At 72.7% G+C, this 20,407-nt stretch carries 19 protein-coding genes; 11 read left to right on the forward strand and 8 right to left on the reverse strand.

All coding sequences use genetic code 11. The features are described 5' to 3' along the window. The first annotated feature begins 100 nt into the window (after nucleotides 1–100). From pheS to ACIO9J_RS31795, 5 genes are all read left to right on the forward strand, one after another. On the forward strand, nucleotides 101–1,231 hold the full coding sequence (gene pheS, locus ACIO9J_RS31775; RefSeq protein WP_402007223.1) for a phenylalanine--tRNA ligase subunit alpha: 1,131 nt from the start codon (nucleotides 101–103) through the stop codon (nucleotides 1,229–1,231). Continuing rightward, nucleotides 1,231–3,744, forward strand: coding sequence for a phenylalanine--tRNA ligase subunit beta (pheT, locus tag ACIO9J_RS31780; protein WP_402007225.1), 2,514 nt, complete (start codon nucleotides 1,231–1,233; stop codon nucleotides 3,742–3,744). The genes pheS and pheT overlap by 1 nt, the downstream gene beginning before the upstream one ends. Nucleotides 3,745–4,093: 349 nt before the next feature. Continuing rightward, a complete protein-coding gene (locus ACIO9J_RS31785; protein WP_402007227.1) occupies nucleotides 4,094–5,083 on the forward strand; it encodes a PP2C family protein-serine/threonine phosphatase in 990 nt (329 codons plus the stop codon). A gap of 284 nt (nucleotides 5,084–5,367) precedes the next feature. Then, on the forward strand, nucleotides 5,368–6,717 hold the full coding sequence (locus ACIO9J_RS31790; protein WP_402007229.1) for a transcriptional regulator: 1,350 nt from the start codon (nucleotides 5,368–5,370) through the stop codon (nucleotides 6,715–6,717). 109 nt (nucleotides 6,718–6,826) lie between these two features. After that, nucleotides 6,827–7,369 carry an NUDIX hydrolase gene (locus ACIO9J_RS31795; RefSeq protein ID WP_402007231.1) on the forward strand — a complete coding sequence of 181 codons (543 nt, stop codon included), beginning with the start codon at nucleotides 6,827–6,829 and terminating at the stop codon, nucleotides 7,367–7,369. Here ACIO9J_RS31795 and ACIO9J_RS31800 read toward each other — a convergent pair. Then, nucleotides 7,366–7,623, reverse strand: a complete 258-nt coding sequence (locus ACIO9J_RS31800) for a hypothetical protein (protein ID WP_402007233.1) — start codon at nucleotides 7,621–7,623, stop codon at nucleotides 7,366–7,368. The two genes, ACIO9J_RS31795 and ACIO9J_RS31800, sit on opposite strands and share 4 nt — an antisense overlap. Before the next feature lie 186 nt (nucleotides 7,624–7,809). Beyond that, nucleotides 7,810–8,670: a 3-hydroxybutyryl-CoA dehydrogenase gene (locus tag ACIO9J_RS31805; RefSeq protein WP_402007235.1), complete on the reverse strand. Its 861-nt coding sequence runs from the start codon at nucleotides 8,668–8,670 to the stop codon at nucleotides 7,810–7,812. Between the two features lie 216 nt (nucleotides 8,671–8,886). On the opposite strand from ACIO9J_RS31805, the gene ACIO9J_RS31810 reads away from it, so the two are divergent. Further along, nucleotides 8,887–10,122, forward strand: coding sequence for a glycoside hydrolase family 10 protein (locus tag ACIO9J_RS31810; protein ID WP_402007237.1), 1,236 nt, complete (start codon nucleotides 8,887–8,889; stop codon nucleotides 10,120–10,122). Between the two features lie 23 nt (nucleotides 10,123–10,145). Here the strand turns inward: ACIO9J_RS31810 and ACIO9J_RS31815 are convergent, their stop codons facing one another. Beyond that, entirely contained in the window at nucleotides 10,146–10,349 is a 204-nt protein-coding gene (locus tag ACIO9J_RS31815; RefSeq protein ID WP_402007239.1) for a DUF1918 domain-containing protein, read from the reverse strand. A 105-nt stretch (nucleotides 10,350–10,454) separates the two neighbouring features. Then, nucleotides 10,455–11,435, reverse strand: a complete 981-nt coding sequence (locus ACIO9J_RS31820; RefSeq protein ID WP_402007241.1) for a DMT family transporter — start codon at nucleotides 11,433–11,435, stop codon at nucleotides 10,455–10,457. Between ACIO9J_RS31820 and ACIO9J_RS31825 the strand changes: the two genes are divergently transcribed. The 3 genes from ACIO9J_RS31825 to ACIO9J_RS31835 all read left to right on the forward strand — a co-directional run bounded on the left by ACIO9J_RS31825 (nucleotide 11,434) and on the right by ACIO9J_RS31835 (nucleotide 14,092). Further along, the gene (locus ACIO9J_RS31825; RefSeq protein ID WP_402007243.1) at nucleotides 11,434–12,870 is read left to right on the forward strand and encodes a PLP-dependent aminotransferase family protein; all 1,437 of its coding nucleotides are present in this window, start codon (nucleotides 11,434–11,436) and stop codon (nucleotides 12,868–12,870) included. The genes ACIO9J_RS31820 and ACIO9J_RS31825 overlap by 2 nt on opposite strands. Before the next feature lie 88 nt (nucleotides 12,871–12,958). Next, complete coding sequence (locus ACIO9J_RS31830; protein WP_402007245.1) at nucleotides 12,959–13,411, forward strand: GNAT family N-acetyltransferase; 453 nt, start codon at nucleotides 12,959–12,961, stop codon at nucleotides 13,409–13,411. Between the two features lie 90 nt (nucleotides 13,412–13,501). Continuing rightward, on the forward strand, nucleotides 13,502–14,092 hold the full coding sequence (locus tag ACIO9J_RS31835) for a histidine phosphatase family protein (protein WP_402007247.1): 591 nt from the start codon (nucleotides 13,502–13,504) through the stop codon (nucleotides 14,090–14,092). Here the strand turns inward: ACIO9J_RS31835 and ACIO9J_RS31840 are convergent. The 3 genes from ACIO9J_RS31840 to ACIO9J_RS31850 are packed head-to-tail and all read right to left on the reverse strand — an operon-like array spanning nucleotide 14,022 to nucleotide 15,993. Then, on the reverse strand, nucleotides 14,022–14,528 hold the full coding sequence (locus ACIO9J_RS31840) for a DUF6314 family protein (RefSeq protein ID WP_402007249.1): 507 nt from the start codon (nucleotides 14,526–14,528) through the stop codon (nucleotides 14,022–14,024). The genes ACIO9J_RS31835 and ACIO9J_RS31840 overlap by 71 nt on opposite strands. Next, on the reverse strand, nucleotides 14,525–14,965 hold the full coding sequence (locus ACIO9J_RS31845) for a GrpB family protein (RefSeq protein WP_402007251.1): 441 nt from the start codon (nucleotides 14,963–14,965) through the stop codon (nucleotides 14,525–14,527). Before ACIO9J_RS31845 ends, ACIO9J_RS31840 begins: the two co-directional genes overlap by 4 nt. Nucleotides 14,966–15,003: 38 nt before the next feature. After that, a complete protein-coding gene (locus ACIO9J_RS31850; RefSeq protein ID WP_402007253.1) occupies nucleotides 15,004–15,993 on the reverse strand; it encodes an aldo/keto reductase in 990 nt (329 codons plus the stop codon). Between the two features lie 248 nt (nucleotides 15,994–16,241). Here ACIO9J_RS31850 and ACIO9J_RS31855 point away from each other — a divergent pair, with 248 nt between their 5' ends. Beyond that, nucleotides 16,242–17,741, forward strand: a complete 1,500-nt coding sequence (locus ACIO9J_RS31855) for an alpha/beta hydrolase (protein WP_402007255.1) — start codon at nucleotides 16,242–16,244, stop codon at nucleotides 17,739–17,741. Next, nucleotides 17,738–18,931 carry a serine hydrolase domain-containing protein gene (locus ACIO9J_RS31860; RefSeq protein ID WP_402007257.1) on the forward strand — a complete coding sequence of 398 codons (1,194 nt, stop codon included), beginning with the start codon at nucleotides 17,738–17,740 and terminating at the stop codon, nucleotides 18,929–18,931. Before ACIO9J_RS31855 ends, ACIO9J_RS31860 begins: the two co-directional genes overlap by 4 nt. Here ACIO9J_RS31860 and ACIO9J_RS31865 read toward each other — a convergent pair. After that, complete coding sequence (locus ACIO9J_RS31865; protein WP_402007692.1) at nucleotides 18,852–20,393, reverse strand: MFS transporter; 1,542 nt, start codon at nucleotides 20,391–20,393, stop codon at nucleotides 18,852–18,854. The genes ACIO9J_RS31860 and ACIO9J_RS31865 overlap by 80 nt on opposite strands. Nucleotides 20,394–20,407: the final 14 nt, after the last annotated feature.

Genomic DNA, 20,407 nt, shown 5'->3' on the forward strand with positions numbered 1-20,407 from the left:
ACTCGATCCTTGGCACGTTTGCGTCCCTGATCTGTGGACGATTCGTCTCCGAGTCGTTGACGGGGACCATCAGCCAAGCCAACCGGAAGCACGGGAAGAGATGTCCGCACCGAACAAGTCGTACGACCCTGTCGAGGTCGAGGCACTGAAACCTGAAGAGATCGAGCGCATGCGGGACGAGGCGCTCGCCGCCCTCGCCGCCGCCGACTCCCTCGACGCGCTCCAGGAGGCCAAGGTCGCGCACACCGGCGGCACCTCGCCGCTGGCCCTCGCCAACCGCGAGATCGGCGCGCTGCCCCCGCAGGCCAAGGCCGAGGCGGGCAAGCGCGTCGGCATGGCGCGCGGCGCCGTGAGCAAGGCGCTGGCCGCCCGCCAGACCGAGCTCGAGGCCGAGCGCGACGCCCGCGTCCTGGTCGAGGAGGCGGTCGACGTCACGCTGCCGTACGACCGCACGCCCGCCGGTGCCCGGCACCCGTTGACCACGATGATGGAGCGCGTCGCCGACGTCTTCGTCTCGATGGGCTACGAGATCGCCGAGGGTCCCGAGGTCGAGGCGGAGTGGTTCAACTTCGACGCCCTCAACTTCACGCCGGACCACCCGGCCCGGCAGATGCAGGACACCTTCTTCGTCCAGGGGCCCGAGGGCGCCGAGGGCGACGAGTCCGGTGTCGTGCTGCGCACGCACACCTCGCCCGTGCAGGCGCGCGCGCTCATCGAGCGCCGTGAGCCGCCGGTCTACATCGTCTGCCCCGGCCGCGTGTACCGCACGGACGAGCTGGACGCGACGCACACCCCGGTCTTCCACCAGATCGAGCTGCTCGCCGTCGACGAGGGCCTGACCATGGCCGACCTCAAGGGCACCCTGGACCACATGGTCCAGTCGCTGTTCGGCCCGGACATGAAGACCCGGCTGCGGCCGAACTACTTCCCGTTCACCGAGCCGTCCGCCGAGATGGACATGGTCTGCTACGTGTGCCGCGGCGAGTCCGTCGGCAACCCCGACCGCCCCTGCCGCACCTGCGGCAGCGAGGGCTGGATCGAGCTCGGCGGCTGCGGCATGGTCAACCCCAAGGTGCTGACCGCCTGCGGCGTCGACCCCCAGAAGTACAGCGGATTCGCCTTCGGGTTCGGCATCGAGCGCATGCTGATGTTCCGCCACAACGTCGAAGACATGCGAGACATGGTCGAGGGTGACGTCCGTTTCACCAGGCCGTTCGGGATGGAGATCTGATGCGGGTCCCGCTTTCCTGGCTGCGGGAGTACGTCGATCTCCCCGCCACCGAGACCGGCCGTGACGTGCAGGCCAAGCTCATCGAGGTCGGCCTCGAGGTCGAGACCGTCGAGCAGCTCGGCACCGGCCTCAAGGGCCCGCTCGTCGTGGGCAAGGTCCTCACCATCGAGGAGCTGGAGGGCTTCAAGAAGCCCATCCGCTTCTGCACCGTCGACGTCGGCACGGCCAACGGCACCGGTGAGCCGCAGGAGATCGTCTGCGGCGCCCGGAACTTCGCCGTCGGCGACAAGGTCGTCGTGGTCCTGCCCGGCGCCGTGCTGCCCGGCGACTTCGCCATCGCGGCCCGCAAGACGTACGGCAAGACCTCGCACGGCATGATCTGCTCCGGCGACGAGCTCGGCATGGGCGACGACGGCAGCGGCGGCATCATCGTCCTGCCGCCCGAGCACGAGGCCGGCACCGACGCCATCGAGCTCCTCGAACTCGTCGACGAGGTCCTGGACATCGCCGTCACGCCCGACCGCGGCTACGCGCTCTCGATGCGCGGCGTCGCCCGCGAGACCGCCATCGCCTACGGCCTGCCGCTGCGCGACCCGGCGCTGCTCGACGTGCCCGCGCCGAACTCCTACGGTTACCCGGTCAAGATCAGCGACCCGATCGGCTGCGACCGCTTCACCGCGCGCACCGTCACCGGGCTGCAGCCCGAGGCCCGCTCGCCGATCTGGCTCAAGCGCCGCCTGCAGAAGGCGGGCATGCGCCCGATCTCGCTGGCCGTCGACATCACCAACTACGTGATGCTGGAGCTCGGCCAGCCCCTGCACGCCTACGACCGCTCCCGTGTGCAGGGCACGATCGGCGTGCGCAGGGCCGAGCAGGGCGAGAAGTTCACGACGCTCGACGGCGCCAAGCGCGTCCTGGACGCCGAGGACCTGGTGATCACCGACGACCGCGGGCCGATCGGCATCGCCGGCGTCATGGGCGGCGCGAACACCGAGATCGCGGACCACGGGGACGAGGCCGGTGTGACCACCGACGTCGTCATCGAGGCCGCGCACTTCGACGCGCTCTCCATCGCCCGTACCGCGCGCCGCCACAAGCTGGGCTCGGAGGCCGCCAAGCGCTTCGAGCGCGGCGTGGACCCGCAGGCCGCGTCCGCCGCCGCGCAGCGGACCGTCGACCTGCTCGTGCTGCTCGCGGGCGGTACCGCGGAGGCCGGTGTCACCGAGGTCATCGCCCCGACCGCGCCGCGCACGATCACGATGCCCGCCGCCCACCCGGACCGGGTGGCCGGGGTGGACTACGGCCGCGAGACCGTGGTGCGCCGCCTCCAGCAGGTCGGCTGTGACGTGTACGGCCAGGACGACCTGACCGTGACGGTGCCGTCCTGGCGCCCGGACCTCGCCGAGCCGAACGACCTCGCCGAAGAGGTCATCCGGCTCGAGGGGTACGAGAACCTGCCCTCGACCCTGCCCAAGCCCCCCGCGGGCCGCGGCCTGACCGAGCGGCAGCGGCTGCACCGCCGCGTCGGCCGCGCCCTTGCCGGGTCCGGCTACGTGGAGGCGCCGAGCTACCCGTTCATCGGCGAGGGCGTCTTCGACCAGCTGGGACTCGACGAGGACGACGCGAACCGCCGCGTGGTCAAGCTCGTCAACCCGCTCTCGGACGAGGAGCCCGCGCTCCGTACGACGCTGCTGCCCGGCCTGCTCCAGGCCCTGCGGCGCAACGACGGCCGTGGCAGCCACGACCTGGCGCTCTTCGAGACGGGCCTGGTCTTCCACCCGCGCGAGGAGCGCAAGGTCGCGGTGCGGCTGCCCGTCGACCGGCGTCCCACCGACGAGGAGATCGCCTCCCTCACCGAGGCGCTGCCCGTCCAGCCCCGGCACGCCGCCGTCGTCCTCGCGGGCGCCCGCGAGCAGGCCGGCTGGTGGGGCAAGGGTCGCCCGGCCGACTGGGCCGACGCCGTCGAGTCCGCGCGGGCCATCGCCCGTGAGGCCGGTGTCGAACTCATCACGGACCAGGGGCAGTACGGCCCCTGGCACCCGGGCCGCTGCGCCGAGCTGAAGGTCGTCGTCGACGGCGAGATCGTCTCCGTCGGTCACGCCGGTGAGCTGCACCCGCGCGTCGTCAAGGCGTTCGGCGTGCCCGCGCGCACCTGCGCGATGGAGCTCGACCTGGACCTCCTGGAGCAGGCCGTCGACGGGGTGCTGCGCGCGCCGCGGATCTCCGGCTTCCCGGTGGCCACCCAGGACGTCGCGCTCGTCGTCGACCAGGAGGTGCCGGCCGCCGTGGTCGAGTACTACCTGAAGGGCGGCGCCGGTGAACTCCTGGAGTCCATCAGGCTGTTCGACGTCTTCGAGGGCGAGCAGATCGGCGAGGGCAAGAAGTCCCTGGCGTACGCGCTGCGCTTCCGCGCGGCCGACCGCACGCTGACGGTCGAGGAGGCGACGGCGGCCAGGGACGCGGCCGTCGCCCGCGCGGCCGAGGCCACGGGCGCGGTGCTGCGCGGAGCGTAGTCACCGCTCGTAGTCGAGAACAGGCGCACAAGGGGCGCATAGAGGGGCTTATCCGGACCACCGGATGAGCCCCTCACTCGTTTGAGTGACAAGCCCTTTCACTCTGGCCCGATCGGTCCATACGGTCGACAGAATCAATCCGGCCGTAGGCACCGGCCTGCTCGCTGAACAGGGCCTTAGGGGGGCCGTCGGCATGATCCGTAGCAAGGCTGGGGCTCCCTCCCGGACGAGGCTCCGGGCGAGGGTGGGGGCAAGGGCGCGCGGCAGGTCGCGCCGACGTATTGCCCGGTTCCCGCGCCGAGTCGAGGGGCGGCGGGCCGGGCGCGCGCTCTCACTGGGGCTGCCGACCGTGTGGGGCGCCTTCGCCATCACCTACAAACTGGCCTGCCCGCTCGCGCAGCAGGACGGCATGGAGGCGCGCATCGTCAGCAGCGCGGTCTTCTTCGCCGTCGGGACCGGGCTGATATTGCACGTACGCCGGGCGCTGCTCAGGGAGTTGCGGCAGATCCGCGAGGTCGCGGGCGCCGCACAGAACGTACTGCTCAGGCCGCTGCCACCGCGGATCGAGGGGCTCGCCCTGGCCGCCGGGCGGCTCTCCGCCTCGCGCGGTGCCTCCGTCGGGGGCGATCTGTACGAGGTGGCCGCCACCGACCACGGCGTCCGCGTGATCATGGGCGATGTGCGCGGGCACGGCCTCGGCGCCCTGGCCACCGTCGCCGCCGTCCTCGGCAGTTTCCGCGAGGCCGCCCACGAGGAGCCCGAACTGCCGCTGGTGCTGCGGCGGTTGGAGCGGGCCCACGGACGTCACTTGCGGGAGCGCTCCCGCGCGGAGCATCCGGCGTGCGGCGGGGCGGCGCCGGACAGCCCGCTCGCCGAGGAGTTCGTCACCGTACTGCTCCTGGAGATCGGCAAGGACGGCGAGATCTCGGCGCTCAACTGCGGCCATCCCTGGCCCCATCTGCTGAGCGGCCAGGCGCGGCCCCTGACGGACCACGAACCGCTGCCGCCGCTCGGCCCGTTCCCGCTCCCCGCGGAGCTGCCGGTGCTGCGGTGCGGACGGCTGCTTCCTGGGCAGGCGCTCGTCCTGCACACGGACGGCATGGAGGACGCGCGGAACGCGGCGGGGACGTTCTTCCCGCTGCGGGACGAGCTGACCGAGGCCGCGCGCGTCCCGCCGGTCTCTCCGCAGTCCCTGATCCGCTCGGTCTACGCCGAACTCCTGCGCCACACGGGGAAGTTGCCGTCCGACGACGCGGCGCTCCTCGTCCTGCGCAACGACCGGAAAAGAGTCCCCGTCCAGCAGCCGGGGTCCGGGTGCACCGCCGGCACCATGAGCTGACCGGGTGCGCGGGGGCGCGGCCGGAGAGCGGCGTGCGCCATCCGCCCCGCCATGGAGTTGTCGGGCAGACGGCGGGACGGACGGCGCCTGGTGAGGGCCGCCGCACTGTACGAGGGGGGAGCCGGCGGCCCGGCCGGCCTCCTTAACTGATGAGGCATCTCAGTCAAGCGATCCCACCCCGTGCGCGGCAGAGCGCACACCCCCCGGATCCGGGCACTCCGTTCACACCCCGTGTGAAGCCGCCTCCACTAATCTGAACAGCACCGAGCCACCGGAGGGCATTCATGCAGCCCAACACCCTGCTCGACGCGATCCTCGACGAAGCAGGCGTCTCTCACGCGGGACTTGCCGCACATGTGAACCAGGCAGGCAAGTCAAGAGGTCTCGCACTGCGGTACGAACACACCGCGGTGGCACGCTGGTTGAAGGGCCAGCGGCCGCGCGGACAGGTGCCCGATCTCATCTGCGAGGTGCTCGCCGCCCGGCTGCACCGGCCCGTCACCCTCGACGACATCGGGCTCGGCGTGCCCGGACTGCCCGCCGCCCGGCTCGGCTCGGCGGCCTCCACGCTCTCCGGCTTCGTCGAGCGCGCCACGGCCCTGTGGCGCTCCGACGAACAGCAGCGCCCGCACCTGCTCGGGGCGCCCGCCGTCACCGGCACCCCCGCCGTGATGCCCGTCTGGGAGTGGGAGAACCCGCCCGAGGACGTCGACGTGTCCCGCGGCGGCAGGCATCCCGTCAGCACGGCCGACGTCGAGATGATGCGGGCGGCCCGCGCCCACTACGAGCAGATGTACCGCAAGACCGGTGGCATCGCGACGCGCACCCGCATCGTCGGCTTCCTCAACGCCGAGGCCGCGCCCCTGCTGCGCGGCAGCTACACCGACGCCATGGGGCGTCAACTGCACCGTTCCACGGGCGGGTTGGTGGCCATTGCCGGCATCTGCGCGTACGACTCCGACGCGCACGGCCTCGCCCAGCGCTACTTCCACCAGGCGCTGCGCCTCGCGAAGGCCAGTGGGGACCAGGGGCTGGGGGCGTACGTCATCGCGCTCCTGGTCAACCAGTCGCTGTTCATGCGCGAGTTCCGCCAGGCCGTCGCGTTCGCCGAGGCGGCGCTGCGGGCCGCCGGCCGCGACCTCACCCCCGCGCTCGCCTCCGACCTGTACGCGATGCAGGCCAAGGCGTACGCGCACCTGGGCGACGGCAGGAGCGCGCTGTCCTGCATCCGGCGTGCGGAGGCGGCGGCCGACCGGATCCTGCGCGGCCGCGAGCCGGACGAGACGGGCTATGTCCAGCCGGGTCTCGTCAACGTGCAAGTGGCGGAGGCGTTGCTCAGCCTCGGCGATCTGACCAGCGCCCGTGAGCACGCCGCGGCGGCGGTGGACACTCCGGCGCACGACCGGGGCCGCGTCCACCGGCTCGCCATGCTCAGCCAGATCGAACTGCGCCAGGGCAACACCGAGGAGGCGGTGGCCACGGCGGTGAAAATGGCTGAACAGGCCCGGGGAATGGAGTCGCAGCGGCTGCGTGACCGGCTGCGCGCGGTGCGCGAGTATCTGGTGCGCAGCGACTGCGCGGGGACGGCCGAGGCGGCCGAACTCATCGACGGGGCCCTGCGCGTCCCGCTGTAGTGCGCGCCTGACGCGCGTCGTACGCCGCTCCGACGGCGTTGTGCACACTCTGCTCTGACAATCCTCCTGCTGCGATATTGCCATCTATTCGGCGGAAGGTGGCAGAACCGTGCAGTGGACGAAGCAGAGCGAACAAACTGTGTATGGAAACCGATGGTTCACGGTCAATCTCGCAGATGTCGAGCTGCCGGACGGCCGGCATCTCGACCACTTCCTCATACGGTTGCGGCCCGTCGCCGTGGCCACCGTCGTCAACGACGCCAATGAAGTGCTGCTGCTCTGGCGGCACCGCTTCATCACCGACAGCTGGGGCTGGGAGCTCGCGGCAGGCGTCGTCGAGGACGGCGAGGAGATCGCGTACGCGGCGGCACGCGAAATGGAGGAGGAGACCGGCTGGCGGCCGGGCCCGCTGCGGCACCTGATGAGCGTCGAGCCCTCGAACGGGCTCACCGACGCCCGGCACCACATCTACTGGTCCGACGAAGGGACCTACATCGGCCATCCCGAGGACGACTTCGAGTCGGACCGCCGCGAGTGGGTCCCGCTCAAGCTCGTCCCCGACATGGTGGCCCGCGGGGAGGTCCCGGCCGCCAATATGGCCGCGGCGCTCCTCCTCCTGCACCATCTGCGTCTCGGCCAGGACGCGCGCTAATGGCCGAGTGCCTGCCAGACCGCCACGGCGAGTGCCGCGACCGACGCGAGAGCGATGATCGTGGGCAGTGGCCAGCGCGTGTGTTCCAGGGCGGCGACCCGGGTCTCCAGGGCCTCCACGTTCTTGGCGGTCTGTTCGTCGTGCTGAGTGAGCAACGCCAGCCGTCCGTCGACGCGGGTCAGTCCCACGTCCTGGCTACGGCGTAACTCGGCGAGTTCTTCCGGGACCACGGCTATCTCGCCGTCGGTGGTCACGAGTCCACTCCTCTCTGTAGTGGCGCGTCCCCCCTTCATCCGTACAGAAAGTCAACTCGTCTGGTGGGTAAGGCGGGAGAGTGTGCGAAGGGCATATGCGAGCCCATTGCGCACACGGTGTGTGAACGCAGCGGGCCCGGCACTCGCAGGAGTGCCGGGCCCGTGTGTGACGGAGGGTGAGATCCGTCAGGCGTACGTGTAGAAGCCGGAGCCGGTCTTGCGGCCCAGGCGGCCCGCGTCCACCATGCGCTGGAGCAGCGGGGGAGCGGCGTACAGCGGCTCCTTGTACTCGGCGTACATGGAGTCGGCGACCGAGGCGACCGTGTCGAGGCCGATCAGGTCGGCGAGCTTGAGCGGGCCCATCGGGTGGGCGCAGCCCATCTCCATGCCGTTGTCGATGTCCTCGCGCGAGGCGATGCCCGACTCGAACATCCGGATCGCGGAGAGCAGGTACGGGATCAGCAGCGCGTTCACCACGAAGCCCGAGCGGTCCTGGGCGCGGATGGCGTGCTTGCCGAGGATCTTCTCCACCATGGCCTGGGCGCGGCTGATGGTGCCCTCGGACGTGGTGAGGGCCGGGATAAGCTCGACGAGCTGCTGCACCGGCGCCGGGTTGAAGAAGTGGATGCCGATGACCTGGTCGGGACGGGACGTCGCGACGGCCAGCTTCACCAGCGGGATGGAGGAGGTGTTGGAGGCGAGGATCGCGTCCTGCCGGGTCACCACCTGGTCGAGCACCTGGAAGATCTCGGTCTTGACCTGCTCGTTCTCCACCACGGCCTCGATGACCAGGTCACGGTCGGAGAACTCGCCGAGGTCGGTGGTGTAGCTGAGGCGGGCCAGCGTCTCGTCGCGCTCCTCCTCGGAGATCTTGCCGCGCTCGGCCGCCTTGGAGAGCGAGTTGTACAGCCGCGTACGGCCGATCTCCAGGGCCTCGCCGGTGGTCTCCGCGACCTTCACATCCAGTCCGGAGCGGGCGCAGACCTCTGCGATTCCGGCGCCCATCTGGCCACAGCCCACCACTCCGACGCGTGCGATATCGGTCATGGAGTCGGTCACCTCGTGCCTTTCGCTGATCAACGGGGCCGGCAGGACCCCCGTACTGATGCGGTGCCTGCCCTGGGGGGAGACTTACGGATCCGGAAGTCTCCCCCCAGGCCGTGAACGTTACTCCGCAACGACGGGTGCATGACGGGCCGGGTCGGGCATGCTGTGCGGGGTGCCAAGGGGTGCCGGTGCACAGCGAGCTCTGGGGGTGGACTGATGAGGCGTATGTCACGTCGGGGATTCTCCGCGGTGGCCGTCGCGACGGTGGCGGGTCTGGCGATGGCCGGGGACGCGGCGGCGGTCGGCGGGCGGGGGCACAGGAAGGGCCGTGAGCTGCGGGGCATGTGGCTGGCGAGCGTGGCCAACCGCGACTGGCCCTCCAAGCCGGGGCTGCCCGCGGCGCAGCAGCGCGCGGAGTTGCTCGCCTTCCTGGACTCCGCGGTGAACCGGAGGCTCAACGCGGTGGTCTTCCAGGTGAGACCCACCGCCGACGCGCTCTGGGCCTCGCCGTACGAGCCGTGGTCGGAGTACCTCACCGGCGTGCAGGGCAAGGACCCGGGCTGGGACCCACTGGGCACCGCGGTGAAGGAGGCGCACCGCAGGGGCCTGGAGCTGCACGCCTGGTTCAACCCCTTCCGGGTGGCGAATCACACCGATCCGTCCCGGCTCGTCCCCACACACCCCGCGCGCGTGCACCCGGACTGGGTTATTCCGTACGGCGGGAAGCTCTACTACAACCCGGGCCTGCCCGAGGTGCGCCGGTTCGTGCAGGACGCGATGCTCGACGCGGTGCGCAAGTACCCGATCGACGCGGTGCACTGGGACGACTACTTCTACCCGTACCCGGTCGCGGGTCAGGTCTTCGACGACGACGACGCCTTCGCGCGCTACGGCGGCGGCTTCCCCGACCGGGCCTCCTGGCGGCGCGACAACATCGACCGGCTGGTGCGCGAGATGGTGCGGCGGGTGAAGAAGGCCAGGGCGCGCACCCAGTTCGGGATAAGCCCGTTCGCGGTCTGGCGCAACATCGCGACCGACCCGACGGGTTCGGACACCAGGGCGGGCGTGCAGACCTACGACGACCTGTACGCGGACACCCGGGGCTGGGTGGAGAAGGGCTGGATCGACTACATCGTTCCGCAGGTCTACTGGAACATCGGCTTCGCCGCCGCGGACTACGCGAAGCTGGTCCCGTGGTGGAACGACGTCGTGCGCGGCACGGGCGTGCGCCTCTACATCGGCGAGGCCCTCTACAAGGCGGGCGACCCCGCGCAGCCCGCCGCCTGGCAGGACCCGGCGGAGCTGTCCCGCCACCTCACGTACGCCGAGGGGTTCCGCGAGGTGCGCGGGCACGTCTTCTTCTCGGCGAAGGAGGTGGGCGTCGACAAGATCGGCGCGATGGCGCGGGTGGTCGCCGACCACTACCAGGAGCCGGCCAAGCCGCCGCGCTGAGCCGTCGCCGCGCAGGGCCGCCGCTACTGCGGCCGCGCCGCCGGTCCCTGATGCCGTACGACGGTGTCGGGGCCCGGCGACATCAGGGTCTCGTGACCGTCCTCGAAGCGGACGCGGTACGGCGGTCCGCCGTCCGCGCCGAGCACCTCGACGATGGTCGCGAGGCGGTCGTGCTGCCCGACGATCCTGCCGTGCACCACCAGCTCGTCGCCTACGGTTGCACGCATCTGGAGTGCCCCCTCGTCCCGCTCTGTCGGCCGTGCCAGGTCGCGATCCGTGGCCGCAAGTGTACGACGGGCAGCGGGAGTTGGGGCCTGTCGGGCCGTTCCCTGTCAGCTCCGGGCCCGTTGGGTGACGGCGATGCAGACGAGCACGGCCGCCGCGGTGAGCGGGGCGGCGACGGTGAGGTGCTCGCCGAGCAGGAACACCGACCAGACCAGGGTGAGCAGCGGCTGGGCGAGCTGGAGCTGGCTGGCCTTGGGTACGCCGATGGCGGCCATGCCCCGGTACCAGACGACGAGTCCGAGGAACTGCGAGCCGATCGCGGAGTACAGCAGGCCCGCCGTGCTGTGGCCGGTGAGCTGGAACGCCTCGTGCCGGAGCGCGAAGCTCACGCCGACGGCGTTGAGCGGCAGGCAGAGGATCAGGCCCCAGCCGATGACCTGCCAGCCGGGCATCTCGCGGGCCAGCCGGCCGCCCTCGGTGTATCCGGCCGCACAGATCAGCAGCGCGCCGAAGAGATAGAGGTCGGCGGTGGTGAGGGCGCCGCCGCTCTGCTGCACGGTGAACGCGATGACCGCGGCGGCCCCGGCGAGCGCCGCCGCCCAGAACGCGCGGGACGGCCGCGCCCCGGTGCGCAGCGCGGAGAAGACGGCGGTCGTCAGGGGGAGGAGACCCACGACGACGGCCGCGTGCGCGGTGGTGGAGGTCTGCAGGGCGAGCGTGGTCAGGAGCGGGAAGCCGACGACGACTCCGGCGCCGACCACCACGAGCCCCGCCCAGTGGCGGCGGGCGGGGACCGGGACGCGCAGGGCGAGCAGGCAGCCGCCCGCGATGAGCGCGCTCAGCACGCCGCGCAGGGTCACCAGGGTCCAGGGGCCCATGCCCTCCAGGCCCCAGGCGGTGGCGGGGAAGGTGAGCGAGAAGGCGGTGACGCCGAGGGCGGCGAGCACGGTGCCGGTGCGGCGGGAGCCGTGCGGGGCGGCCGGGGAGGCCCCACGGTCGGCGGGGCGGGGCGCCACGGAGGTGCCGGGCGACTCCGTGGTCTCGACCGCTATCCCGGTCGGACGAGTAGCGCTATCCTGTGCTGTCATGCATGACGGTAGCAGTGTGGGCGAACTGGCGAAACGGCTACGAGACGAGCTCGACCGCTACTCTCCAGGTGGAAAGCTGCCGTCGAGCCGGGCGCTGGTCGAGCGGTTCAGGGTCAGCCCGGTGACCGTGTCGCGGGCACTCGGGCAGCTCGCCGCCGAAGGTCTCGTCGTCACCCGGCCCGGCGCCGGGGTCTTCCGCGCGCAGCCGCAGGCCGCCGCGGCCCCGGCCGGTGACACCTCCTGGCAGGAGGTGACGCTGAGCGCCGACGCCGCCGCGGAGCCCGTGCCCCGCGCCGTCGACGCCTCCGGGGTCCTTGTCACCCTGGCCGCGCCCGCCCCCGGCGTCATCGAGTTCAACGGAGGCTATCTGGACGCCTCCCTCCAGCCCGAGCGCGCCATGGCCGCCGCCCTCGCCCGCGCCGGACGGCGTCCCGGGGCGTGGGGGCGGCCGCCGGTCGACGGTCTGACGGAGCTGCGGGAGTGGTTCGCGCGGGGGATCGGCGGGGCGATCACGGCCGCCGAGGTGCTCATCACCGCGGGCGGGCAGAGCGCGCTGACGACGGCGTTGCGGGCGCTCGCCCCGCCCGGCGCCCCGGTCCTCGTCGAGTCGCCCACCTATCCGGGGATGCTGGCCATCGCCCGTGCCGCGGGGCTGCGTCCGGTGCCCGTCCCGGTGGACACCGACGGGGTGCGCCCCGAGCTTCTCGAAGCGGCGTTCCGGGCGACCGGGGCGCGGGTCTTCGTGTGCCAGCCGCTGTTCCAGAACCCGACCGGGGCCGTGCTGTCCGCCGCGCGACGGCCCGAGGTGCTGCGGATCGCGCACGCGGCCGGCGCGTTCGTCGTCGAGGACGACTTCGTGCGCCGGCTCGTGCACGAGGACGCGGGGCCGCTGCCGCGCCCGCTCGCCTCCGACGACCTCGACGGCGTCGTCGTCCACGTCTGCTCGCTCACCAAGGCCACGTCGCCGAGCTTCCGGGTGAGCGCTCTGGTGGCGCGCGGGCCGGTCCTTGAGCGGCTGCGCGCCATCCAGGTCGTCGACCACTTCTTCGTGCCCAGGCCCCTCCAGGAGGCGGCGCTCGAACTGGTCGGCTCGCCCGCCTGGCCACGCCACCTGCGGGCGGTGGCGGGCGAGTTGAAGGACCGCAGGGACGCGATGGCGGCGGCGCTGCGACTGACCTTCCCGGACATCGCGCCGCCGCACATCCCGGCGGGCGGCTACCACCTGTGGCTGCGCATGCCCGACGGCACGGACGAGGCGGCGCTGGTCTCGGCGGCGCTGCGCGCGGGCGTCGCCGTCGCGCCCGGCCGCCCGTACTTCGCGGCCGAACCCCCCGCAGCGTACATCAGGCTGAGCTTCGCGGGGGTCGCGGGCCGGGGGGAGATCGCGGAGGGTGTCCGCAGGCTCCGGGCGGCCTGCGACGAGGTGCTGGGCTGACCGCGCCCCGCACGAAGACCTGCCACCGCCCGTCCCGCCGGGCGAAACACGCTGGACGGCGCCTCGGTCGAACTGCCAGGGTCGGGGCATGAGCGACAGCGCAGACCTCTCCGGCGACCGGATGCCCGACGGCTACGAGATATCCGCCGACCCCGCCCGCATCGACGCCGCGCGCGTCCACCGGTGGCTCTCCACGGACGCGTACTGGGCGCTCGGCCGCGCCCGCGAGAAGCAGGACGCGGCGATCGCGGGATCGCTCAACTTCGGTGTGTACGACGAGGCTTCGGGGGAGCAGGTCGCCTACGCCCGCGTGGTGACCGACCGGGCCACCTTCGCCTGGCTCTGCGACGTGTACGTGGCGCCCGCCGCCCGCGGCAAGGGCCTCGGCACCACCCTCGTCGCCGAGATACGCGCGCATCTGGAGCCGTTCGGTCTGCGCCGCATCCTGCTCGCCACGGCCGACGCGCACGGCGTCTACGCGAAGCTCGGTTTCGCGCCGCTGGACAACCCGGAGAAGTGGATGGCGCTCGACCTTCAGTGAGGCCGTCCGGGCCCGGCGGCGGACGAGCCGTCGGCCCGGCCCTCACCGCAAGCCCTTGACCTGCGCTCCCGTGCGCCTCAACATCACCGCATGCACGCTCGCGTCACACTCATCGCCGCCGCACGGAGCGCCTCGCTGCTCGCCGAGCGCTTCGAGGACGACCGGCCGCTCGATCGGGCCGGCTGGCACGACGTACAGGCCGCCGCGCCCGCGCTCCTGCCGCTCGGCGTGGCCGAGTCGCGCTACTGCTCGCCCACCCCGCGCAGCCGCGCCACCGGCGACGCGCTGGGCTTCGGCCCGCTCGCCCAGCCCGCGCTGCGGGACTGCGACATGGGGCGGTGGCGGGGCCACACCCTCGCCGAGGTCACCGCGCGCGAACCGGCCGCCGTCGACGCCTGGCTGAGCGACCCGCGCTCGGCGCCGCACGGCGGTGAGTCGCTGCACGCCTTCATCTCGCGGATCGGCGGCTGGCTCGACACCCGCCCCGTCGGCGACGGCGCGCGGATCCTCGCGGTCGCCGAGTCCACGGTGGTGCGCGCGGCGCTCGTCTACGGCCTGAAGGCGCCGCCGTCGACGTACTGGAACATCGACATCCGTCCGCTCTCCACCGTCACGCTGACCGGCCACGGCGGGCGCTGGAATCTGCGGCTCGACGCGCCGGGACCCGTACATAGTCCGTGACGAGCAGCAGGTCCTTGGCGGGTCCGCCGACCCGCCACCTGGTCCGCCAGTGGTCCTCGTCGGCGACCTCGAAATCGCCGCGGTAGAGGTCGGCGGCGCAGGGATGGTCCGTGGTGTGGCGGCCGGTGCGCAGATCCAGGTCGTGGAAGTAGCGGCCGTCGGCGAACTCGACGCGGGCGGTGCCGGGCACCTCGCCCGACAGGAAGCGCAGGGTGCGCTCGGCGGGCCGCGCGACGCCGCGCCAGACGAAGGTGCCCGACTCGTGGTGGAGCAGCCCTCCGTCGGCCGCGCCGGACAGGGGAGTGAAGCGCGTCGTCCCCGTGAAGTGTCCCGCCGAGCCGTCCGCTAGATCGCGCACGGAGCGCTCCACCTGCCACTCGCCCACGAGATACGCCACGACGTCCGGCACCCGGTGGTGCCCGTGCACGGCGCTCACCTGGGGGTCCGGCCGGTCCGCGCCGCCCGGTGTTCCGCCCCCGCCAGCAGCGCGTAGCGGGCGTTCGGGCGGCCGTGCACCCGCAGGTGGACGTTGCAGCGGCGGGCGCCGACCGGCGGCGCGAAGACCAGCTTGCTGTCGCGGTGGCCGAGGGAGAGCTCCGAGCGGTTCCACGGCTCCGGGCGGCACCGGAAGCCGGTCGCCGCGAGCAGTGGCACGTCCCGCGCCTCGTCCAGGGAGCTCATCCGCACCTGTACGTCGACGCAGTCCTTCGCCGCGAGCCCCGGCACGGCCGTCGAGCCCACGTGGTCGACGGCGACCGCGAGACCCGCGAGCGAGGTCCTCAGCTGCTCCGCGACGCGCTCGAAGTCCCGCGGCCACTCGTCCTGGTAGTCCACCACCGTCAGCGGATGGGCGCTCTCATCGGGGAAGGGCATGACCTTGAGGCTACGTCCCCGCCACGGGACGCCCGTGGCTAGTGGTCGACCACGGCCAGGCTCCGCTCGTCGTACCGGGTGCCCGCGACCCCGCCCACGGGCGCCGCCGCGTCGATCGAGGCCAGTTCGTCGGCGGAGAGCTCGATCGCGACGGCGCCGACGTTCTCCTCCAGGTACGACTGGCGGCGCGTGCCCGGGATCGGCACCACGTCGTCGCCGCGGTGCTGCACCCAGGCGAGCGCCAGCTGCCCCGCGGTGACGCCCTTCTCGGCGGCGAGCTCGTCCAGGGTCTCCACGATCGTCAGGTTCCGCTCCAGGTTGCCGTCGGCGAACCGGGGCTGGGTGCGCCGCAGATCGTCCTCGGGCAGCCCCTCCAGCGTGGTGTAGCGGCCGGTGAGGAAGCCGCGGCCGAGCGGCGAGAACGGCACGATGCCGACGCCGAGCTCCCGGCAGACCGGCACGATCTCCGCCTCCAGGTCCCTGGTCCACAGCGACCACTCGCTCTGCAACGCGGCTATCGGGTGCACGGCGTGCGCACGCCTGATCGTGCGGGCGCTCGCCTCGGAGAGCCCGAGGTGGCGCACCTTGCCCGCCTCGACCAGCTCGGCCATCGCGCCGACGGTCTCCTCGATCGGCACGGACTTGTCCACCCGGTGCAGGTAGTACAGGTCGATGTGGTCGACGCCGAGCCGCCGCAGGGAGGCGTCGCACGCCTGGCGTACGTAGGCCGCGTCGCCGCGGATGTCCAGGGGCTCGCCGAGCCGGTTGGCGAAGCCGAACTTGGTGGCGACGACGGCCTGTTCGCGCCGCTGCCCGGCCAGCGCGCGGCCGAGCAGCTCCTCGTTGTGGCCGGAGCCGTAGAAGTCGGAGGTGTCGAGCAGGGTGATGCCGAGGTCGAGGGCGCGGTGGATCGTCGCCGTCGACTGCGCGTCGTCCGACGTGCCGTAGCCATGGCTCATCCCCATGCATCCGAGCCCCTGCGCCGAGACCGTGAGCGCGCCGAGGTGCCGCGTGGGAAGGCTGGTCATGGTGGAACCTCCTGGGTCGTTCCCGATGAACGTGCACGACCTTATGAGTTGGAGAGAACTCCAGGTCAACCGGGACGGCGCGGCCTCGCACGGGCAACGGCGCGCCTGGTGACCCCCCGGCACCAACTGGGGTTGTCCCCACCCCGGTTCGGGCGGACAGCCCGATGGATCGGTGCCGCGCGCGCTCCTAATGTCGTGATCACTTCCTCCACCCACCGGAAAAGACCGGCCGAGCACCAAGGAGCACGATGCGCATCGCCTCAGCAGTCACGGCAGGGCTTGGCCTGGCGGGACTCCTCGCCTCGGGGGTGGCGTCCGCCGCCCCGCACGGCACCCCGGGCGGCCCTCGCGCCGCGGTGAAGTGGGGCGCCTGCTCCGCCGCCCAGAAGGAGCTCAACGAGGCGGGCGCGCAGTGCGCGAAGGTCGCCGTGCCGCTCGACTACAGCGACCCCGGCGGCCGCACGATCGACCTCGCGATCTCCCGGATCAAGGCGAAGTCGCCGGGACAGCGGCGCGGCATCCTGCTCTCCAACCCGGGCGGCCCCGGCGGCTCGGGCCTCGCCACCACCCTCTCCCTGCGCCCCACCCTCAAGGACGTCGCCGACCGCTACGACCTGATCGGCTTCGACCCGCGCTTCCTCGGCGAGAGCACCCCGCTCACCTGCGGCACGGCGCCGAGACCGACCCCGCCCGCCGAACACACCACCCCGCGTAAGGACTTCGACGCCTCGGTGCGCGCGGCGCGCGACACCGCGCGCCGCTGCCAGGAGCACGGCGACAACGCCGCACTGCTGCCGCACGCCTCGACCCGCAACGTCGCCCGCGACATGGACGCGATCCGCGCCGCGCTCGGCGAGCGCAAGATGTCGTACTACGGCATCTCCTACGGCGCCGACCTGGGCGCGGTCTTCACCCAGATGTTCCCGCGCAGGGCCGACCGGATCGTCATCGACTCCTCGACCGATCCGGCGGCCACGCAGTACGAGCTGTTCCAGCAGTCGGGGGCGCCCGCCGAGGCGGCGCTGTCCCCGGGCATGCGGGCCGACATGGAGAAGCTGCTCGCCCGAGCGGAGCGCCGTCCCATCCCGATCGCCGGACAGCGCCTGGACGCGAAGCTGGTGCGGGTCATGTTCAAACAGCTCGTGCAGCACGAGGAGAACGACGAGCAACTCGCGGGCATGGTCAGCGACCTGACGAGGGCGGCCGCCGGTGAGGAGGTCGAGCCCGGTCCCGCTCTCGCCGCGATGCTGGCGTTCCTCAACTCGCCCGAGGTGGAGAACAGCATGCTCGGCGGCGCGATGTTCATGTGCGGCGACGGCGGCTGGCCCGCGGGCGGCTGGCCCAAGGACCCGGAGACGTACTGGAAGAACATCCAGCGCAGCAGGACCGACCAACCGGTCTTCGGCCCCTACGTGAACTCGATGATCGCCCCCTGCGCCTTCTGGGACTCGGAGCCCCGCGAGCCAGGCACGAGGATCGGCAACAAGGTGCCCGTCCTGATGCTCCAGGCCCGCCTGGACAACAACGTTCCCTACGAGGGCGCGGTCGCGCTGCACCGCAAGCTCAAGGGCTCCCGGCTGCTGACGGCCGACATCCGCTCGCACGGCGTGTACGGCAGGGGCGAGGGGGGCCTCACGCCCGTCCCGTGCGCCGACCGGACCGTCAACGACTATCTGCGCGACGGAAAGCTGCCCGCCGCCGACCTCACCTGCGCGCACCCCGGGAAGAAGACGGGGGCGCGGCGATGATCACCAGGCGTGCCGGACTCGCGGCCACCGCCGCGGCGCTGCTCGGCGGGACGGTGGCGACGACCGAGGCGCGGGCGTCCGCGCCACGGGCGCGTCGCACGGCCCCTGCCGGTTCCGCCCTCCAGCGGAACGTCGAGGCCGTCCGGGCCACCGGAGTGTCCGGTGTCGTCGCCGAGGTGCAGAGCGCGCACGGGAGCACGAGCGCTCGCGCGGGCGTCGCCGACCTCGACGCGCGCGGGCCCGTGCCGGCCGACGCGTACTACCGGATCGGCAGCGACACCAAGACCTTCACCGCCACCGTCGCCCTCCAACTGGTCGGCGAGGGGCGCCTGAAGCTCACCGACACCGTGGAGCGGTGGCTGCCGGGAGCGGTCCAGGGGCACGGCAACGACGGCCGTCGGATCACCGTCGCCAACCTGCTGCGCCAGACCAGCGGCCTCAACGACTACTTCGCCGTCGGTGACCCCGGCGAGTTCACGCCGGAGGCCTACCGCCGCAACCGGTTCCGCGCGCAGTCGCCCAAGGAGCAGCTGACGGCCGCGCTCGGCGCGCCGCCGCAGTGGCTGCCGGACGCCGACGATCCGGCGGGGGAGCGGCGTTGGGGGTACTCCAACACCAACTACGTGGTGGCGGGGCTGCTGATCGAGGCGGTCACCGGGCACTCCTGGTCGCAGGAGGTGCACGAGCGGATCATCGAGCCGCTCGGTCTGCGCCACACGTTCACGCCGGGCACGTCGCCGTACCTGCCGATGCCGACCGCCACCGGATACACGTACTTCCCGAAGGAGACCCGCCCCACCGACACGACCGTCGGCCAGGGCGGCTGGGCGGACGGCAGCGTCATCTCGACGACCCACGACCACGCGGCGTTCCTGCGCGCGCTGTTCGGCGGGCGGCTGCTGCGGCCCGCCCAACTGGCGGCGATGCGCCGTACGGTGCCCGCGCCCGACTGGATCCCGGCCCCCGGCGTCCGCTACGGGCTCGGCATCGCCTGGCGTCCGGTGGCGGGGATCGGCGACGGCATCTGGTTCCACGGCGGCACCAGCCTCGGCTGCGTGTCCGAGTGCGGTGTCACCGCGGACGGCGCCACCGCCGTGACCAGTGCCGCCTTCACCCTGCGCCTGGGCGGCCCGGAGCAGGACGAGCAGGCGGCACGGACCCTGCGGATGGTGGAGTCGGCGCTGCGCTGACCGGGGACGGCGCATCCGCTCCGGTGGGCTCACTGAGCTCGGTGGCCACGGCGGTCCGGCGCGGCAGCCGGGCCGCCACGAGCGCGCCGCACGCCGCGACCACCGCGAGCACCGTGAGCGTCGGGCCCATCGCGGCGACGAAGTCCCCGTCGCTCCAGTGCGGAGCTGTGGCACCGGGCCGTGCGGCGGCCGGGGCGAGGAAGGTCATCAGCGCCGTCGCGAGGGCGACGCCGAGCGCGGGGCCCACGTTCATGGCGGTCTGCTGGAGCCCGCCCGCGACTCCCGCGTCGCCCACCGGGGCATGCCGTACGACGACGGCGGTCGCGGCGACCATCACGGTGCCGAACCCGGCGCCGACGAGCAGGAACCCGCCGCCGACGGCCACGGCCGAGGGGTCGGGCCCGAGCCGGGAGAGCACGAAGACGCCGGCCGTGAGCACCGCCATCGCCGCCGTGACCGTGCGCCGCGGCCCGTGCGTGCGCAGCAGCACGGCGGCCATAGGCGCGGCGACCACCATCATCACGGCGAGGGGCAGCGCCCGGACCGCGCTGTCCAACGGGTCGAGGCCGAGGACGTCCTGCAAGAAGTACGTACTGACGAAGAGCGCGCCGAACATCGCGGCGGACGCGGCGAGCAGGACGCAGAGCGCGGGCCCCACGGCGGCGGAGCCGAGCAGTCCGGGCGGCACGAGCGGCCCCGTCGTACGCCGCTCGTGGCGGACGAGTACGCCGCCCGCGACCGCCGCGACCACCAGTCCCGCCACGGTGACCGCCGTCGGGCCCCCTTCCGCGACGCCGACCAGCGCCTGCACCAGACAGGCCAGGGTCACCGCGAGCAGCACCGCGCCCGGCAGGTCGAGCCGGGGCGCGGGGCCCGCCCGGTGCGGCGCGGGGACGCGGACGGCCAGGGCCAGGACGCCGATCGCCAGCGCGGGCACCACATTGAGGAAGAAGACCGCACGCCAGCCCAGGTGGGTGGCGAGCGCGCCGCCGAGCAGCGGACCCGTGGCGGCCGCGAGGCCGATGGCGCTGGTCCGCAGCGCGATCGGCATGGCCAGCCGGTCCGGCGGGAAGGCGGCCCGCAGCATCCCGAGGGTGGCGGGCTGGAGCAGGGCGCCGCAGACGCCCTGGACTACGCGCAGCGCGATCACCCAGCCGACGCCGGACGCGAGCCCGATGCCCGCCGAGGCGAGCGCGAAGCCGATGGTCCCGACGGCGAAGATCCGCCGGTGTCCGTAGCGGTCGCCGAGCCGCCCGGCGAAGACGAGCAGGCTCGCCACGGCGATCAGATATCCGGTGCTGGTCCACTGCACCTGGGCGAACGAGGCGTCCAGATCGCGCTGGAGCGCGGGCTGCACGACGGTCAGGACTGTGCCGTCCAGCGCGACGATCATGGCCCCCGCGACGCTGCATCCAAGGGTCAGGCCCCGGCGGAGCCGGTCCGGGTGCGGCGATGCGCCCATCGTTCCTGTGTCGG

Source organism: Streptomyces sp. NPDC087300 (genome assembly GCF_044744425.1).
GTDB lineage: Bacteria > Actinomycetota > Actinomycetes > Streptomycetales > Streptomycetaceae > Streptomyces.

Bases quoted from the DNA above. Each gene is read 5' to 3' on its own strand.
- pheS (WP_402007223.1), top strand. From the start codon at position 101: ATGTCCGCACCGAACAAGTCGTACGACCCTGTCGAGGTCGAGGCACTG.
- pheT (WP_402007225.1), top strand. From the start codon at position 1,231: ATGCGGGTCCCGCTTTCCTGGCTGCGGGAGTACGTCGATCTCCCCGCC.
- ACIO9J_RS31790 (WP_402007229.1), top strand. From the start codon at position 5,368: ATGCAGCCCAACACCCTGCTCGACGCGATCCTCGACGAAGCAGGCGTC.
- ACIO9J_RS31805 (WP_402007235.1), bottom strand. From the start codon at position 8,670: ATGACCGATATCGCACGCGTCGGAGTGGTGGGCTGTGGCCAGATGGGC.
- ACIO9J_RS31810 (WP_402007237.1), top strand. From the start codon at position 8,887: ATGAGGCGTATGTCACGTCGGGGATTCTCCGCGGTGGCCGTCGCGACG.
- ACIO9J_RS31815 (WP_402007239.1), bottom strand. From the start codon at position 10,349: ATGCGTGCAACCGTAGGCGACGAGCTGGTGGTGCACGGCAGGATCGTC.
- ACIO9J_RS31825 (WP_402007243.1), top strand. From the start codon at position 11,434: ATGCATGACGGTAGCAGTGTGGGCGAACTGGCGAAACGGCTACGAGAC.
- ACIO9J_RS31820 (WP_402007241.1), bottom strand. From the start codon at position 11,435: ATGACAGCACAGGATAGCGCTACTCGTCCGACCGGGATAGCGGTCGAG.
- ACIO9J_RS31830 (WP_402007245.1), top strand. From the start codon at position 12,959: ATGAGCGACAGCGCAGACCTCTCCGGCGACCGGATGCCCGACGGCTAC.
- ACIO9J_RS31835 (WP_402007247.1), top strand. From the start codon at position 13,502: ATGCACGCTCGCGTCACACTCATCGCCGCCGCACGGAGCGCCTCGCTG.
- ACIO9J_RS31845 (WP_402007251.1), bottom strand. From the start codon at position 14,965: ATGCCCTTCCCCGATGAGAGCGCCCATCCGCTGACGGTGGTGGACTAC.
- ACIO9J_RS31850 (WP_402007253.1), bottom strand. From the start codon at position 15,993: ATGACCAGCCTTCCCACGCGGCACCTCGGCGCGCTCACGGTCTCGGCG.
- ACIO9J_RS31855 (WP_402007255.1), top strand. From the start codon at position 16,242: ATGCGCATCGCCTCAGCAGTCACGGCAGGGCTTGGCCTGGCGGGACTC.
- ACIO9J_RS31860 (WP_402007257.1), top strand. From the start codon at position 17,738: ATGATCACCAGGCGTGCCGGACTCGCGGCCACCGCCGCGGCGCTGCTC.
- ACIO9J_RS31865 (WP_402007692.1), bottom strand. From the start codon at position 20,393: ATGGGCGCATCGCCGCACCCGGACCGGCTCCGCCGGGGCCTGACCCTT.